Raw genomic sequence first — 15,988 nt, forward strand, 5'->3', positions numbered from 1 at the left:
CGCCCTTTCCGGAGGTAGATGTGTCAGGAACTTCGCTAGGGCTGCCACCGCCGCCCGCCACGGTCCCCTCCGGCCCGCGCGGCGGAGCGAGGAGCGGGCGTCCCCGCGACCTGCTGGCCCTGCTCAGGCCCCACCAGTGGGCCAAGAACCTGCTCGTGGTGCCGCTGCCGCTGGTGGACCCGGCGGTGTGGCGGCCGTCGGCGGCGGCGGACCTGGTGATCGCCGTGGTGGTGTTCATCCTGGCCTCCTCGCTGGTGTACGTCGGCAACGACATCGCCGACCGTGAGCGGGACCGCCGCCACCCGGTCAAGCGGCGCCGTCCGATCGCGGCCGGCCGGGTCTCGGTCGAGGCGGCCGTCCTGCTCGGGGGAGCGCTGCTGGCGGCGCTGGTGGCGACGCTGGTGCTGGCGGCGCCCGGGCTCGCCGCGCCGGTCGTGATCTACCTGACGCTGAACGTGCTGTACAGCGCCGGGCTCAAGCACGTGCCGCTGGTCGATGTGTTCATCGTGGTCAGCGGCTTCGAGGCCCGGGTCGTCGCCGGGTACGTGGCGGTGGGCTCGGTCCCGTCGGCCTGGCTGCTGCTGTGCCTGTTCTTCCTGTGCATGACCCTGATCCTGGGCAAGCGGCGCAGGGAACTGGACGACGCCGGCACGGCGCACCGGCCTTCCCTCGCGGGGTACTCGACCGCCCTGCTCGACCAGATGGTGACCATCAGCGCGGGCCTGACCACCGTGGTGTTCCTGCTGTTCCTCAGCCGGGGCACGGCGGCGGCCCCCGCGGGCGGCCTCTCCCAGAGCGCGGCGCTGCTGGCGCTGGCACCCCTCGGACTGTTCGGGCTGTTCCGGTACATGCAGATGCTCGCGGCGCGCGGCACCGACGGCGACCCCGTACGGGCGCTGCTGCGCGACCGGGCGATCCTGTTCACCGCGGCGCTGTGCGCGGCGGTGCTGGTGGCGCTGTCGCTGCTGTCCCGGCTGGGCGTCATCAGCGGCACGGGGTGGCCCTCGTGACGGCCGTCACCGGCTCCCCGGGCGGCCGCGACGCCGACACCACGGCCCCTGGGCCGGCCGGGGTCTCCGCGGCCCCGGCCCCGTCCGGCGGTGCCGAGGGCTCCGGAGCGCCCGCCCTGTCCGGTGTTCCCTGGGGTGCTGGAGCGCCCGCCATGTCCGGCGTTCCCAGGGGCTCCGGAGCGCCGGGCAGGACGGAGCGCGCGCGGCAGCCCCGGGCGCGCTGGTGCCTCGGGACACGGCTGGTCGTGGCGGCGACGCTGGCCTGGGCGGCGCTGCTGGTGGCGCACGCCCTGCTGAGCGGGCGGTGGTGGCTCTGGCTGGTCGTCGAGCTCGCCCCGCCGATCCTCCTGCCGGTCGTTCCGCTGGCGCTGCTCGTCCTGACCCCGTTCGCCGCGCGGCCCGTGCGGCTGCCCATCGGGACGGTCCAGGTCGCGTCCTTGCTGCTCGGCGCCGCCCTGTCGGGCCTCACCCTGCCCGGCGGGGCCCCGGCCGGCGGCGGCGTCCCGGGCGCGGGCATCTCCGGTGCGGCCGGGGCCGCGGGGACGGTGAAGGTGTTCTCCTGGAACACCGGCTACTGGCATCAAGGTGAGGACCCCAGCGCGTTCTACGCCTACCTGCGGGCCCAGCACGCCGATGTGTACCTGCTGCAGGAGTACCTCAACTTCGGCGACGACCCGATCAGGATCGACGACCTCCGGCGGGTGCGGGAGGCGTTCCCCGGCTACCACGTCGTGGCGGCCAGCGAGCTGATCACCATCTCGCGGCTGCCCGTCGTGGCGTCCCGTCCGGTGGACGCCTCGGCCCTGATGTCCCCCGCGGACGGCAGCGCACCTCCGCCCGGGGCGCCGTGGCGCGACTACTACACGACCAAGGCGCTGAGGACCGACCTCCGCGTGGGCGGCGCGGTGGTGTCGTTCTACAACGTCCACCTGGCCGTGCAGGTGGACATCCGGCGCAGCCCGCTGTCGGCGGGGTTCTACCGGGTGATCCACGACCAGCACGGCCGCAGGCAGGCCGAGCTGCGCGCGCTGCGGGCAGAGGTGGCGGGCAACGCGCTGCCGGCGGTGGTCGCGGGCGACTTCAACTCCACCTCCTCGATGCGCGACCTGCGCCGGATGTGCGCGGTGGCGAGTTGCCAGAACCCGCGGTCCCCGGCGCCGCTGCCGCTGAGCTGGCCGGTGCAGGGCCTCGGTCCGGTGCCCTGGCCGCTGTGGCGGCTGGACTGGGTGATGTCGCGTGGCGGGGCACGGGTGGACGGCTACCGGTTCGTCGGCCCGGACGGGCTGTCGGACCACATGGGACAGACGTTCTCGGTGGGAGTCGCGTGATGGCCACCTGGCTCCGCAGAGCCGTCACGGCCGCGGCGGCGCTGGTCGTGGCCGCGTTCGTGGCGATCACGCTCAGGGACCAGCCCTGGTCGTCGCTGGCGCGGCTGGCCGAGCCGCGGGCGCTGTGGCTCATCGCGGCCGCGGTCGCCACCAACGCGGCGGGCCTGTGGTTCGGCATGCTGGCCTGGCGGGCGCTGGCCACCGGGTTCGGATCCCGGGCCGGCCTGCCGGACGCGGCCCGGGTGTTCTTCGTCGGCTTCCTGGCCAAGTTCGTGCCCGGCCGCGTGTGGACGCTGCTGGCCAACCTCCGCATGGGCGGCAGGCTCGGCCTGTCCGCCTCCCGCATGGCGACGCTGTACGTGCTCAACATCGCCGTCACCTCGCTCACCGGTGTGATGACCGGCCTGGTGGCCGCGCCCGCCCTGCTCGGCGGCGCCGGCGGCGTCTCCGGCGTGCCGGGGCTCCCCGGCTCCCCGGTCGTGTGGCCGGCGGTGATGGCGGTGGCGGCCGTCCCGGTCGTGGCGTGCTTCGCCCGGCCGGGGCTGGCCCACCGCCTGGCCGACGCGGCCGCGCGGCTGCTGCGCCGTCCCGAGCCGGCCACCCGGGCGCCCGACGCGAGCGTGCGGTGGGCGATCGCCCTCCAGACGTTGTCGTGGCTGCTGTCGGGCGTGCAGCTGTGGCTGCTGGCCGTCGCGCTGGGCGCCCCGCCGGCGGCGTCGCTGCCGGTGTGCGTCGGCGCGTTCGGGGTGGCCGCCGTCGCCGGCTACCTCATGATCCTGGTGCCCGACGGCCTCGGCGTCCGCGAGGCGGTGCTGCTGGTGGCGCTGACCTCCGTGCTGCCCCTGCCCGCCGCCGGCGTCGCGGTGATGGCGAGCCGGCTGCTGTGCACGGTGACGGAGGTCGCCGTGGCCGGGCTCACCCTGCTGGCCGCCCAACTGCGCATCTCCCTATACCAACGTCAACAAGAGGGGTCACCGTGGCCGATTTCGACCTCGCAGTCATCCTCAACTACTACTCGCCCTACGTCAGTGGGCTGACCGACTCGGCGCGCGCCATCGCCGAGGGCCTGGCCGGACGCGGCTGGCGCGTGGCGGTGGTCGCCGCGCAGCACGACCGGTCCCTGCCGCGCCGGGAGAGCCGCGCCGGAGTGGAGATCTTCCGCTGTCCGGTGGTGACGACGATCAGCCGGGGCCCGGTGAGCGTGTCGCTGCCTTTCGTGGCGGCGCGGGTCGCCCGGGCGTCCTCGGTGGCCAACCTGCACATTCCCATGCTGGAGGCCGGGCCCATCGCCCGGCTGTGCGCCCCGACGCCCGTGGTGACGACCTATCACATCGACCTGTGGCTGCGGCGCAGCGTGATGAGCCCGGCGGTGATCGGCGCGGTGGACGCCTCCGCGCGGATGGCGATGCGCAACTCCGCCGCGGTGGTCACCAACAGCGACGACCAGGCCCGGCACTCGCGCCTGTGGCCGTCGCTGCGGCGCACCGACCTGCGCGCGATCCCCGCCCCCTGCCAGGAGCGCGGCGGCGGCCGGCCGTCCTTCCGCGAGGGACCGGGCCTGCACGTCGGGTTCGCCGGCCGCATCGCCGCCGAGAAGGGGCTGCAGTACCTGGTGCGGGCGTTCCGCGCGCTGCCCGAGCCCGGCGCGCGGCTGCTGCTGGCCGGCGACTACGAGAAGGTGGCCGGGGGCAGCGACATCGCCCGGGTCCGTCAAGCCATCGGAGACGACCCGCGGGTGCGGCTGCTCGGCCTGCTGGACGGCGCGCGGATGCGCGACTTCTACGCCTCCATCGACGTGTTCGCTCTTCCCTCCATCTCGGAGTCGTTCGGCATCGTCCAGGCGGAGGCCATGATGGCGGGGGTGCCCTCGGTGACCACCGACATCCCCGGCGGGCGGTTCCCGGTGACCTCCACCGGCTTCGGGCGCCTCGTGCGGCCCGGCGACGCGCCGGCGATCACCGAGGCGATCGGCGAGCTCCGTGCGATGACGCCCGAACGCCGCGCGGCCGGGGCGCGGGAAGCGCGCGCCAGGTTCGGCCTGGAGGCGTGCATCGACGCCTACGAGAAGCTGTTCCGCGAGCTCGGCGCCGGCCGCCGGCCGGCGGGGCGCCCCCTGGCGCGGACGCACAGGAAGATCGCCTGACGCCCCGGCTCCGCCCGCTGCTCGTCCGCCCACTCGTCCAGATCACCCGGCCGCCCGGATCGTCCGCCCGTCTCCGCCCGCCGGGTCGTCCGTCTCCCGTCCGTCCGGATCGTTCGTCCGCCCGTCCGCCCTACCGTCCGCCCTACCGTCCGTTCGATCGCCGGAGGCACACCGTGGAATCCGCACTGCGCGAACCGTCAGCGCGTGACTCGTCGCCCCGCCCGTCCGCACGACCCGAGACGCCGCCGCCCGGACCGCCGCGGGTGTCGGTCGTCATCCCCAACTACAACTACGGCAAGACGCTCGCCGGATGCCTGGAGTCGGTGTTCGCCCAGACGCTGCCGCCCTACGAGGTCATCGTCTCCGACGACGCCAGCACGGACGACTCGCTGGAGATCGCCGCACGGTTCCCGTGCAAGGTGGTGCGGGCGCCGCACAACCGCGGGGTGTCGGCCGCGCGCAACGCCGGGGTGGCGGCGAGCGGCGGGGACATCCTGTTCTTCATGGACTCAGACCAGGCCCTGGCGCCGGACGCGCTGGAGAACGCGGTCGCGGTGCTCCGCGGCGGCGAGGGCTACGGGTTCGTGCACGGCGTCGTCGCCCCCGAGCCGATGATCGACGACGGCGCCGTCGAGTGGGTGATGACGATGCTGGCCCACCACGCCCGCAAGCGCGCGGCCGGCCCCACGGTGACGGCGATGTTCCAGGCGGCGGCGATGCCGCGGTCGGTGTTCGACGAGGTCGGGCCGTTCGACGAGAAACTGCGCGACTTCGAGGACGTCGAGTACAGCGAGCGCCTGGCCGCCGCGCACCGCATCTGCCTGTCCGATCGGGTCGTGGTCTACCACGACGACGAGGACCGGCTGGTGGACCTGCTCTCCGAGCAGTACCGGCGCTCGCAGCTGATGATCCCCTTCGTGGCCCGGCACCGCAACCGGCCGGGCGCGCTGCGTCCCAACAGCACGCTCGGCGTGGCGATGGCCTCCCTCACGGTGGCCGCCCTGCCGGCGGTGCTGTTCTCCCCGAGGCTCGCCGTACTGCCGGTGCTGTCCGCGGCGGTCTTCTCCTGCTCCAACCCGGCCCTCTACCGGTTCGTCGCGCGCCGGCGCGGCTGGCGGTTCCTGACGAAGTTCGCCGCGATCCACTTCGCCATCAACGTCGCGATCGCGGCGGGAGCGGCTGTCGGAGGGCTGCGGTCGGTGGTGGACCGCGACTTCGGGCGGCCGACCGTGCGGGCCGAGACGCCGCTCCACTAATTCCGCTCGGCGAGCGGTCACGCTCGGTGAGGCGACGGCGGCCCGCGGCGGCCGCCGCTCGCGAACGACATCCGCCCGAGTCCTGGTGCCGGCCCGCCGAACGGGCCGGCACCAGGACGTTCTCGCGTGCCCCGGGCGCGGGAAAGGGCCGGGAGGAATAGGGTTTATGTCGCCTGGCTGGATCGTAATGGCTCTGTTAAGATGTGAAGAATGAGCCAGGCCGGATATCCGATATTAATGAGCCGAATGAGAGATTTGAGGTGATCAGGACGACGTGAAGGTGATCGGGCAACGATCTGACCAGCACTTGGAGCTCCTCAGCCATCCGGGGGATTGAGTGAAACAGCCAAGTAGCAATCCGGCGACCAGCACATTGATCGCCAGCGTCAACGTCGGAATCGCCTGTAAGAATGAGATATTGCGCTATGGGCTCAAGGCGGCCCTGGACGGGTCACCGGCTGTCAGGGACGTCCGCGAGGTCCCGGCCCGTGCCGCGCTCGACCCGCGAGGGCTCGCCCACCTCGACGTCGTCATCGTCAGCTACGCCGACTGGGACGTCGCCCGCACGGTCGTGGGCGTCGCCCGCGACGCGAACGTCCGGGTGCTGGCCTTCGTCGACGACGACAGCGTCAAGGACACCGAGAAACTTCTGGCCATCCGGCCGGACGGCTACCTCCTGGAAAGCGGGCTCACCCGGCATGCGCTGGAGGACGCGCTGGTCAGGACCGTGCGCAACGAGATGCCCATGCCGTCCACGATTCTTTCCCAGGTGTTCGACTCGGCGACGCGCAATCTGCGCAACTCGCACCCGCGATTCGTGGAACTGACTTCCAGAGAGCAGGAAGCCCTGGAATTGCTCGCCGACGGGTTGAGCAACAAGGAAATCGCTCAGCGGCTGTACATATCCGTGCACGGAGCGAAACGCCTCGTCGGCAATATCCTGCTGAAGCTGAATTCGCCCAACCGCACGCAGGCCGTCGTGCTGGCCATGCGGAACGGGCTGCTCCACGACCCCGCCTGAGCACCGCCGGGGCGCGCCCGGGTCAACCGGGCGTGACCCACGGTGGGCGAGCGGCCGGCGCCTCCAGGGCGACCACGCGGCGTTCGGCGGCCGAGACGCGCGCCGCGCCGAGAACGGCGAGGGCCTCGGCGACCTCCACCGGGTCGACCGGCGGCGGCGCCCCCTCGGTCAGCGCGGCGACGACGCCGGCGTAGAAGTCCTGGTACGCACCGGGCAGTGTCTCGACCCTGCGGGCCTCCCCGTCCACGCCGAGCAGGCCCCAGCGGTCGGCGGGCTCGGCGCCCCACCCGGGGCCGCCCGGCCGCTCGCCGGCGCGCAGGCGCTCCTCCTGCGGGTCCAGTCCCCACTTGACGTAGGCGCCACGCGAGCCGAGCACCCTGAACCTCGGCCCGAGCTGCGCGGCGACCGCGCTCATCCACAGGTGCGACCGGGCGCCGCTCGCATGGGTGAGCGCGATGAACGCGTCGTCGTCGGCGCCCACCCCGGCCCTCCGCACGTCGGCCTCGGCGTACACGTCGGTGACCGGGCCGAGGAACCGCAGCGCCTGGTCGACCAGGTGGCTGCCCAGGTCGTACAGCAGGCCGCCCAGCTCCTCCGGGCCGCCGTTCTCGCGCCACCCGCCCTTGGGCACCGGCCGCCAGCGCTCGAAGCGCGACTCCAGGCGGTGGACCTCGCCGAGGTCCAGAGTGCCCAGGGTGCGGAAGTCGCCGTCCCAGCGGCGGTTCTGGAACGCCGTCAGCATCAGGCCGCGCCCGCGCGCCAGCTCGGCCAGTTCCAGGGCCTCGGCGGCGGTGGCGGCCATCGGCTTGTCCACCACCACGGGGACCCCGGCGGACAGAACCTGCCGGGCGAGGGGAGCGTGGGTGCGGTTGGGGGAGGCGATGACGACCAGGCCGGGGCCGCGGGCGAGCAGCTCGTCCACCGAGGGGACGACCGCGGCGTCCGGGTGATCGCGCGCGACCTGGGCCGCCCTCTCCGCGCTGCGCGTCACCACGGCGGAAAGGCGCAGCCCGGGGGTGGCCGCGATCAGGGGCGCGTGGAAGAACGCCCCGGCCGGGCCGTATCCGGCCAGGCCGACATCGATCATGAGTCCTTCTCGTCCCGCTCGGCCAGGAAGCGCTCGAACTGGGCGGCCAGCTCGTCACCGGTCGGCATCGGCGTGCTCTCGGCCATGAGGTTCTCCCGCTCGGCGCCGGCGTTGAAGGCGTCGTACTGCTGCTCAAGACCCTGGATGGCCGTCGAGAGCTCGGTCGAGGCGATGATCTGCTCCTCGATCTCGGCCGTGGTCTTCTCGGCGGCGTCGCGCAGGCCGTCCAGCGGGAACACCAGGCCGGTGCCGCGGCTGATCGCCTCCAGCGCCGTCACCGCCGCGCTCGGGTACTCGGCCTGGGCCAGGTAGTGCGGGACGTGGATGGCGTAGCCGACCGCGTCGTGACCCCGGGCGCCGAGCCGCAGCTCCAGCAGGGCGGCGGCGCTGCCGGGCACCTGGATGCGGCCGAACGGGCTCCCCGGGCCGGCGGCCAGGCCGGGCCGGGTGCCGTGCGCGGTCATGCCGAGGGGGCGGGTGTGCGGCGCGGCCATCGGGATGCCGTGCGCGGTGACCAGCCTGCCGACGTTGAGCCGGGTGGCGAGCGTGCCGATCGCCTCCACGAACAGCTCCCACTCGCGGTCGGGCTCCGGGCCGCTCATCACCAGGAACGGGGTGCCGGAGGCGTCATGGGTCAGATGCACGGCCAGCTCAGGCGACTCGCAGTCGACCCAGCGGTCGGTGTCGAAGGTCATCAGAGGGCGGCGCGAGCGGTAGTCCAGCAGCCGGTCGACGTCGAACGTCGCCACGACCCGGTGCTCCAGCTCGGCGAGCAGGTGACCCACGGCGAGCCGTCCGGCTCCTCCGGCGTCCACGAAACCCTCGAAGTGGTAGAGCAGCACCGGATCGGTCAGCTCAGGGACATCACCGCTGAGCCGGTAAAGATCCGTCGGGTCGAACACCTTGGGTCCCAGCCTTTCTATCGTCTCTCAACACAGAACCTATGGGATGCGCTGACGATTCCGCCGGGCGGTCTCCGGCTACGGGAAGCGGCCTCCACCCGCGACGCCACCGGGGACCCCGTCGCGGGCCGGCCCGGGGGTCGCTCGCGGGTTCGCCCGGCGGGCCGGTCGCACGATGGAGGCCGTGCGGGGGGCGGGGACGTCGAGGAGCTCGCCACCCGGCTGTCACCCGCTCGCCGGGGCCGTGTTCCAGGCCGTGTTCCCGGCCGTGTTTCAGAAGAAGCCCGAGGTGGTGGGCGCTCTGCTGGGAGGCGGGCGCCGACCCCGCGCGGGGCACCCCGTCCGCGTGGGAGACCGCCCAGGTGTTCGGACACGCCGAATTCCCGGAATGGTTCGCGCGTGAAACGAAATAACCGCGCACATCCGGGCCTATCGCCGTGTAGTTATATGGGCCCTTTGTTGTCATGATGTGGGGATGGCTGATTTAGCGCCGTCCAAGCTCCTTCTTCCGCCTTTGTCGTCTCCATTCCCCAGCCTGGTCAGCCCCTACGCGGAACAGATCGACGCCGAGACCTTCTCCTGGCTGGTCGCCAGCCGGATGATCGTCGACCCCGCCGAACTCGACCGCTACCGCGAGGCCGGATACGGCTGGCTGGGCGCCCGCACCTACCCCTACGCCGCCCACGACATGCTCCGGCTGGTCACCGACTGGTGCGTCTGGCTGTTCGCCTTCGACGACGCCTTCTGCGAGTGCGACCGCCGCGCCGCGGAGATCGCCCGCGCGCTGCCGCAACTGCTCGCCGTCCTCGACGAGGACCCCGCCCCGGGCGCGCCCGTGGACAACCCCTTCGCCCGCGCCATGCTGGACATCAAGGGCCGCGTGCGCGCCGCGGGCAGCCCCGACCAGCTCGACCGCTGGCGCACCGTCACCAAGGACTACCTGTTCGCCCAGGTGTGGGAGGCGGCCAACCGCGAGGACGCCGTGGTCCCCACCGTCGGCGACTACATCTTCATGCGCCGCAGGACGGGGGCCATGCTGACGGTCTTCGCGCTGATCGACCTGGCCACCGGGCGCCCGCTCACCCCCGACGAGTGGCGGCAGCCGGACCTCGCCGCGATCACCGAGAGCGCCAACGACGTGGTGGTGTGGGACAACGACCTGCTCTCCTACGCCAAGGAACGGCGCGGCGTCAACGCCCGCAACAACCTCGTCAACGTGCTCGCCCGCCACCGGCACCGCTCGATCCAGGAGTCGATGAACCAGATCGGCAGGATGAGGGACGCCGCCGTCACCCGGATGGTCGCCCTCCGGGCCGTACTGGAGGCACTGGGCTCGCCCGCCGTCTCGGCCTACGTCCGGGGCCTGGAGCACTGGATCAGCGGCAGCGTCGCCTACTCGCTCACCAGCAGCCGCTACACCAAGGCGTGGCAGGGCGCGATGCCGGTGTGCGCCGGCCACGCCGGGACGAACTGACCCAGCCACGGGCGCCCCGCCGGGCACCTGAACACCGAGCCGGCGGGGCGAGCGGCCACGTGGGGACCGACCGAGCATCACGCCGGGCGGGGTGCGATCGAGCACCGGGCCGGGGCGAGCGGCCGGGCGGTGATCTCCGCGGGTCGCTCACATCCCCGCCATGCGGGAGCGGCCGGTGCGGTGACCACGTACCTTCACAGGGCGATCGGGTCGGGCGCCGTAGGCGGCGCCGACATCGCCGTACCGCGACTCGCCGACCCGGCGCCGATCACGTCCAGCACATGCCGGAGCGGGGAGCCGCGGACGTTCGTGGACGGCGCACTACGCGGGGACCTCGCCCGGGTCGATCTCGCCCATGGCGTAGCTGACGGCCTCCTCGAAGTTCATCAGGGAGCCCTGCTGGTAGTGCTCAAGGTAGACCTCGTCGCCGAGCAGCCGCTTGCACTCCTTCACGCACGCCTCGTGTTCGGTGCCGAAGAACGGCGAGCCGAACTGCGGCAGGCCGAACAGTCGCCAGTTCGCCTGGGCGGCGCCGAGGATGCGCGCCGCCCTCGCCGGCTCGCCTTGGTCGACGGCGAGCTGCGACAGCGTCTCCATCGCCAGGACGGCGCCCAGCACGTCGTGGAAGTGCCGCTTGATGCGCAGCGACTCCTGCGCGCTCTGCACGGCGTCGTGCGTGCGGCCGGTCATCCGCTCGATCGCCGAGGTCGCCCACACCGCGTACGAGCGCAGCCACAGCTCGCCGCGCTCGGTGCACAGCTGGCGGCAGTCGCGCAGCAGCGACTCGGCCTCGGTCAGCTCGTTCTGCTGGGTCAGCACGACCGCCAGCTCGACGATGGCGGGCAGCAGGCCGGGGTTCAGCTCGCGCCCGCTGCGGTGGAACTCGATGGCCACCCCCAGCAGGGCCGTCGCCTTGTGCAGGTCGCCCTGCAGGAACGCGGCGGACCCCTGCATCTTCGTCGCCAGGATGACCGCGATCGAGTCGCCCACGCGTACGGCGTCGGTCGCGCACGCCTCGGCGGCGTCCAGCGCGGCCGCGGTGTCGCCCTGGGCGCTGCGGACGTAGGCGAGGACCCACAGCGCCTTGCAGCGCTCCTTGCTGGGCTGGGGGCTCGCGTGCAGCGCCCGCTCCAGATACAGCCGGCCCTCGCGGGCGAACCCGCAGGCGACCCACATGAACCACAGGGACGACAGCAGTTCGAGGCCGGTGCGCGCCTCGGCCGGGTCGCTCAGGCAGTAGTCCAGCGCGGCGCGGATGTTGTCGTGCTCCTGGCGCATGCGCCCGAACCAGTAGACCTGCCGCGGCCCCGACCAGGCGTGCTCGCCCCGTTCGGCGAGCTGCAGGTAGTACTCGCGGTGGCGGCGCCTGACCCGGTCGGTCTCGCCGAGCTTGTCCAGCCACTCCTTGCCGTAGTGCCGCAGCGTGTCGATGAGGCGGTAGCGGACCCCGGCCCGCTCGTTGCTGCTCAGCAGGATGGACTTCTCCACCAGGCCGGCGATGAGGTCCATGACGTTCTCGGCGGGCAGGTCTTCACTGGCGCAGACGTAGCGGGCGGCCTCCAGCTCGAAGTCGCCGGAGAAGATGGAAAGGCGCGCCCACAGCAGCCGCTCGGCCGGCTCGCACAGCTCGTGGCTCCAGCCGATGGCCGCGCGCAGCGTCTGGTGGCGGGGCAGCGCCGTGCGGCTGGCGCCCGCGAGCAGGCTGAAGCGGTCGGTCAGTAACGTGAGGATCTGCTCCACCGACAGCGCGCGCAGGCGCACCGAGGCCAGCTCGATGGCCAGCGGGATGCCGTCGAGCCTGCGGCACAGCTCCGACACCGCGGCGATGTTCTCCTCGTCCACCGTGAAACCGGGCAGGACCGCGCAGGCGCGCTCGGTGAACAGCTGGACCGACTCGTTGACGAACGGGCTCTCGCCGCCGTCGTCGCCGGGCACCAGCAGCGGCGCCACCGGGATCGTCTGCTCGCCCTGCACGCCGAGCGACTGCCTGCTGGTGGCCAGCACCCGGACGTGCGGGGCGTCACGCAGCAGTTGCTGGATCAGATGCGCGCACGGGTCGAGCAGGTGCTCGCAGGAGTCGAGGACGACCAGCAGATCGCGCGGGGTCATCCACTCGGTGAGCGTCTCGACCTCGGGCCGGGCGGACTGGTCGGCGATGCCGAGCGCGGCGTTGACGGCGTGCGGCACCATCGTCGGGTCCTGCAGCCGGGACAGGTCGACGTACCAGACGCCGTCGGCGAACTGCGGCCCCACCTGGTGGGCGATGCGCAGCGCGGTGCGCGACTTGCCGACGCCTCCGATGCCGGTCACCGTGACGAGGCGGGACTCCTGGAGGCGTTGCCTGATGGTGGCCAGCAGGCGTTCTCTGCCGACGAAGCTGGTGAGCTCCGCGGGCAGGTTGCCCTCTCTGCGCCATCCTGACGGGGGTGCCATGGGCCGCCTCACGGGGGTCGTTCCGGCGTGCTACCTGCTTCCGCATCGTACCTGTGCGAGCGGTTGGCTGTCCTTGCGCCGCGAATGTACGGCGGCGCGTGGTCGCCATGGTGACTGCGGGACCGATGATGCCGGTGGGGGCGGCGGTCGTACCGCCCGCCGGCCGCGTAGCATTGTCCTCGTGACTGTGCATGAGCCGGATGACCTGCGTCCGGTGGACCTCTTCGATGAGGGGCTGCCGGTGCTGCCAGACCAGACGAGCGACGACACCGACTCAGGTTGGGGCGAGTGGCGCTCATCCGACGATGTGTCCCACCTGCTGGAAGAGCGCCCACCCCACTGGGACTGACGCCGGGAAGGCCTGCGAACGGCCACCCGAAGGAGCGGCCTTCGGGCCAGGGACTCACACCGTCGCCCGGGCTCCGCTGCTCGCGGAGCCCATCACCTGTCCGTCACGGCCCGAAGGTCCTCAACCGGCCTTCGGGCCGCCGCCGTCTTCCTCGGCTACCTTCCTCCGCCTTCCCTCCGACTTCCTTTCGCCTCCCGGCCGCGCGGTCAGGCGCCGACGGCGTCGGCCGCCGGGGCCGAGCCGTTCACGCTGAGCACGCGCTCACGCTGCTCGGTGCGCTCCGCCTTGTCGGGCACCACGATCGCGGGGAAGGTGCCGGTGTCGACGATGCCGTGCTCGTTGTAGGCGATCTCGATGAGCGCGTGGGCGCGCGGCTCCAGCTTCCACAGCGCGCGGTACTCCCTGGCCGTGGTGAGCGAGATGCCGATCTCCCTGGCGATGTCGGCCGCCCGGGGGACGATCTTGCGCTCGATCTGCCGGTCCCAGTAGGACCGGGCCGCGCGCAGCAGGGCGGCACGCTGGGCGGTGTCCACCACCTGCGGGGCGGACTCGGCCTCCATGATCTCGGCCTCCTCGTCGTCGTCGGCGATGTACGCCGCGACGGGGGAGGCGGCCACCGGCAGCGCGTGCTGCCGCTCCTCCTCCGGCTCGGGGCCCCACGGCACCGGCGGGCGCAGGTCGATGAGGGCGCTGGTGTTGTACAGCGCGCCGATCTGCTGGAGCAGGGCCTCCTGGCGCCCGGCGTCCACCGCCAGGCCGGTGTGCTCCACGGCCTGGTCCATGACGCGGTCGAGCCTGGCGAGCGCGGCCCGCATCTTGCGGTCGGGGGCGCCGGCCTCGCGCAGCGCGCGCGCCCGCTTGGCGGCCAGGGCGACGCGGGTGAGCCTGCGATGGGCGTCGACCTCGCTGGCGGTGCGGTCGCTGACCTCGGCCAGCCCGAGCCGGACCATGGCGCGTTCGGGCGTCAGCCGCCACTTGATGCGGGAACGGCCGGTGATGCGGTGCCGTTCGATCGCCATGCCGCGCTCCCACAGCCACGCGGCGACCAGCGGAGCGGCGAGCCGGAACGCCGCTTCGGCGAGGCTGCGGGCGTCCATGGCCGACAGCACCGCCGACAGGCAGGTCAACGCCCACACCGCGATGCCGTCGATACCCGCGGCGTGGTTCTCCCGCATGTTGCGCCGCGCCCGGACCGCGCTGGTGATCATCGCGACCTCGATGAACGCGAACAGCAGGGCGCGCAGCGGGCCGTCGAAGCCGAGGACGTCGCCGGAGAAGCGCCACATGCCCTGCGCGGACACACCGGTCGCGATGGTCGCAGCCACCACGGTCAGCACGTCCTCCCCAGGGCGGCCCGCGATCACGTCCTGGACGCGCCGCTTACCCCACCGCACGGTCCTCCACGCCAGCAGCACGATCACCGCCACGCAGACGGCGATGATCCCGGCGGTGAGGGGATTGGTCTTCACCCAGTTCGGAATCTCGCCGAGGAACGGCAGGCCGGTGATGTCGATGTTCACGCCACCCTCGTCTCTGACGTCGAGGCTTGCGCTTGCGTATGTGCTTGCCCACGGGCTTGCGTATCGAGGCGCTGGGCGCGCTTGGCGACGATGACGCGTCTGGCGTTGACCGAGACGCCACCGCGGACGCCCTGGACGATGGTCTTGACCGCGACCTGCAGCGGATCGGCGCCGCCGCGCCCCTGGACGAGGCGGGTCGCGATGTGCGCCCGAACCAGCCGGGTCTCATCCCGCACCGCCTGCTCGAAGCACAGATTCGGCACCAGACAGCCCCGGCACACCTCCCGGGACTGAAACTCGCTCCTGACTGGCACCTCGAACCAAGGCTCGTTGTCATCGGAGCATGGCTTAGCGGCTGCGGAGAGCAAGTCGTGGAGTTGTCGGCCGTGCATGCGGCGGGCATCGCCCGCCGATGTCATACTTTGACGTGCACTCACAAGAGACACGACTCCCTTCGGGGCTGGTGTGGTCATGTGGGTCTCCAGGCTCAGTGGGTGGGCCAGGTGTAACAAGGGACGGCCTTCGGCGTTGGCGACGTCGGGGGTCGTCTTTCTTTACTCGAGTCCTGGTCAGTTATTCGCATAACTGACTGTACCGTGAGCAGGATGCACCATGAACGAATGCCACGTCAACTGGAACTGTGAGAGCATCCAGGTCTTCGAGGTGGCAGCGCTAGAGAGGACGTCCGTGGCAGTCGAGCGCCCAGCAGCGCCGCTCTATCTCCAGATCGCGGAGAAACTGAGGGCCCTCATCGACACCGGCGTCTACCCGCCCGGCTCCACCCTGCCCAGGCAAGCGGAACTGCTGGAGACGCTCGGAGTCTCCACCAGCACACTGGCCGCGGCCACCCGGATACTGCGCACCGAAGGGCTCCTGTCACGATCCACCGAGCGGGGCCGCCTGCTCGTCCGGCCGCGCCCCGTCCCCGTCGACCTCACCCTCAACATCCCTGCGGGTACTCCCACCGGCCCCTGGCAGGTCGCCTGCGAACAGGCCGGCCGCACCGGCGACATGCTGATCATCGGCGTCGGCACCATCCCCGCCCCGGTCGACGTCGCCGGCGCGCTCGCCATCACCCCCGGCGCCGATGTCGTCGTCCGCTCCCGGCACGCCACCTTGGACCGCGTCCCCGCGTGCATCGACGCCGCGTACTACCCGCTCGACCTGGTCGAGGGGACACCCATCGCCGGGAAAGCGCGCGTCGAGGGCGGCATCGACGCCGCGCTGGCCACCGCAGGCATTCTCGACCCGGCCACCAAGACGATCGACGACATGATCGGCGCACGGGCCGCCACCCAAGAAGAGGCGGCCATCATGAAGGTCCGCCCCAGCGCTCCCGTCCTGGTAGCCGACCGCATCACCTACAACGAGCAAGGCCGCGCCGTCGAGCTGCTGCGCCGGGTTGCCGACGGCGCCCGGGTGCGCATCGGCCACAAGGGGCTGCGGCTAACCCCGCTGCCTTAGA

14 protein-coding genes are annotated in these 15,988 nt (G+C 72.4%); 9 read left to right on the plus strand and 5 right to left on the minus strand.

What is annotated here, in order from left to right; all coding sequences use genetic code 11:
- Positions 1 to 20: 20 nt before the first annotated feature.
- The 6 genes from ACWEN6_RS13330 (at position 21) to ACWEN6_RS13355 (ending at position 6,758) form a co-directional block, all read left to right on the plus strand.
- Entirely contained in the window at positions 21 to 1,010 is a 990-nt protein-coding gene (locus ACWEN6_RS13330; RefSeq protein WP_452570407.1) for a UbiA prenyltransferase family protein, read from the plus strand.
- Positions 1,007 to 2,338 (plus strand): endonuclease/exonuclease/phosphatase family protein, encoded by a 1,332-nt coding sequence (locus ACWEN6_RS13335; protein WP_452570408.1) that lies wholly within the window; start codon positions 1,007 to 1,009, stop codon positions 2,336 to 2,338. Before ACWEN6_RS13330 ends, ACWEN6_RS13335 begins: the two co-directional genes overlap by 4 nt.
- The gene (locus ACWEN6_RS13340) at positions 2,338 to 3,375 is read left to right on the plus strand and encodes a lysylphosphatidylglycerol synthase domain-containing protein (protein WP_452570409.1); all 1,038 of its coding nucleotides are present in this window, start codon (positions 2,338 to 2,340) and stop codon (positions 3,373 to 3,375) included. Before ACWEN6_RS13335 ends, ACWEN6_RS13340 begins: the two co-directional genes overlap by 1 nt.
- Positions 3,315 to 4,481 (plus strand): glycosyltransferase family 4 protein, encoded by a 1,167-nt coding sequence (locus ACWEN6_RS13345; protein WP_452570410.1) that lies wholly within the window; start codon positions 3,315 to 3,317, stop codon positions 4,479 to 4,481. The genes ACWEN6_RS13340 and ACWEN6_RS13345 overlap by 61 nt, the downstream gene beginning before the upstream one ends.
- A gap of 263 nt (positions 4,482 to 4,744) precedes the next feature.
- Positions 4,745 to 5,737 (plus strand): glycosyltransferase family 2 protein, encoded by a 993-nt coding sequence (locus ACWEN6_RS13350; RefSeq protein ID WP_452570411.1) that lies wholly within the window; start codon positions 4,745 to 4,747, stop codon positions 5,735 to 5,737.
- Between the two features lie 418 nt (positions 5,738 to 6,155).
- Positions 6,156 to 6,758: a helix-turn-helix domain-containing protein gene (locus ACWEN6_RS13355; RefSeq protein WP_452570412.1), complete on the plus strand. Its 603-nt coding sequence runs from the start codon at positions 6,156 to 6,158 to the stop codon at positions 6,756 to 6,758.
- 22 nt (positions 6,759 to 6,780) lie between these two features.
- Here ACWEN6_RS13355 and ACWEN6_RS13360 read toward each other — a convergent pair whose 3' ends face one another.
- The gene (locus ACWEN6_RS13360; protein ID WP_452570413.1) at positions 6,781 to 7,845 is read right to left on the minus strand and encodes a Gfo/Idh/MocA family oxidoreductase; all 1,065 of its coding nucleotides are present in this window, start codon (positions 7,843 to 7,845) and stop codon (positions 6,781 to 6,783) included.
- Positions 7,842 to 8,747: a proteasome assembly chaperone family protein gene (locus ACWEN6_RS13365; protein ID WP_452570414.1), complete on the minus strand. Its 906-nt coding sequence runs from the start codon at positions 8,745 to 8,747 to the stop codon at positions 7,842 to 7,844. The genes ACWEN6_RS13360 and ACWEN6_RS13365 overlap by 4 nt, the downstream gene beginning before the upstream one ends.
- Before the next feature lie 475 nt (positions 8,748 to 9,222).
- On the opposite strand from ACWEN6_RS13365, the gene ACWEN6_RS13370 reads away from it, so the two are divergent.
- Positions 9,223 to 10,221 (plus strand): 4-epi-cubebol synthase, encoded by a 999-nt coding sequence (locus ACWEN6_RS13370; RefSeq protein WP_452570415.1) that lies wholly within the window; start codon positions 9,223 to 9,225, stop codon positions 10,219 to 10,221.
- Positions 10,222 to 10,542: 321 nt separating this feature from the next.
- Here the strand turns inward: ACWEN6_RS13370 and ACWEN6_RS13375 are convergent, their stop codons facing one another.
- Positions 10,543 to 12,654 (minus strand): ATP-binding protein, encoded by a 2,112-nt coding sequence (locus ACWEN6_RS13375; protein ID WP_452570416.1) that lies wholly within the window; start codon positions 12,652 to 12,654, stop codon positions 10,543 to 10,545.
- A gap of 181 nt (positions 12,655 to 12,835) precedes the next feature.
- On the opposite strand from ACWEN6_RS13375, the gene ACWEN6_RS13380 reads away from it, so the two are divergent.
- A complete protein-coding gene (locus ACWEN6_RS13380) occupies positions 12,836 to 13,003 on the plus strand; it encodes a hypothetical protein (RefSeq protein WP_452570417.1) in 168 nt (55 codons plus the stop codon).
- 206 nt (positions 13,004 to 13,209) lie between these two features.
- On the opposite strand, the gene ACWEN6_RS13385 is transcribed toward ACWEN6_RS13380, so the two are convergent.
- On the minus strand, positions 13,210 to 14,523 hold the full coding sequence (locus tag ACWEN6_RS13385; RefSeq protein WP_452570418.1) for a hypothetical protein: 1,314 nt from the start codon (positions 14,521 to 14,523) through the stop codon (positions 13,210 to 13,212).
- Positions 14,520 to 14,996, minus strand: coding sequence for a hypothetical protein (locus tag ACWEN6_RS13390; RefSeq protein WP_452570419.1), 477 nt, complete (start codon positions 14,994 to 14,996; stop codon positions 14,520 to 14,522). The genes ACWEN6_RS13385 and ACWEN6_RS13390 overlap by 4 nt, the downstream gene beginning before the upstream one ends.
- A 139-nt stretch (positions 14,997 to 15,135) precedes the next feature.
- Here ACWEN6_RS13390 and ACWEN6_RS13395 point away from each other — a divergent pair, with 139 nt between their 5' ends.
- Entirely contained in the window at positions 15,136 to 15,987 is an 852-nt protein-coding gene (locus tag ACWEN6_RS13395; protein WP_452570420.1) for a GntR family transcriptional regulator, read from the plus strand.
- Position 15,988 lies beyond the last annotated feature (1 nt).

The sequence above is a fragment of the Sphaerisporangium sp. NPDC004334 genome (genome assembly GCF_053602655.1).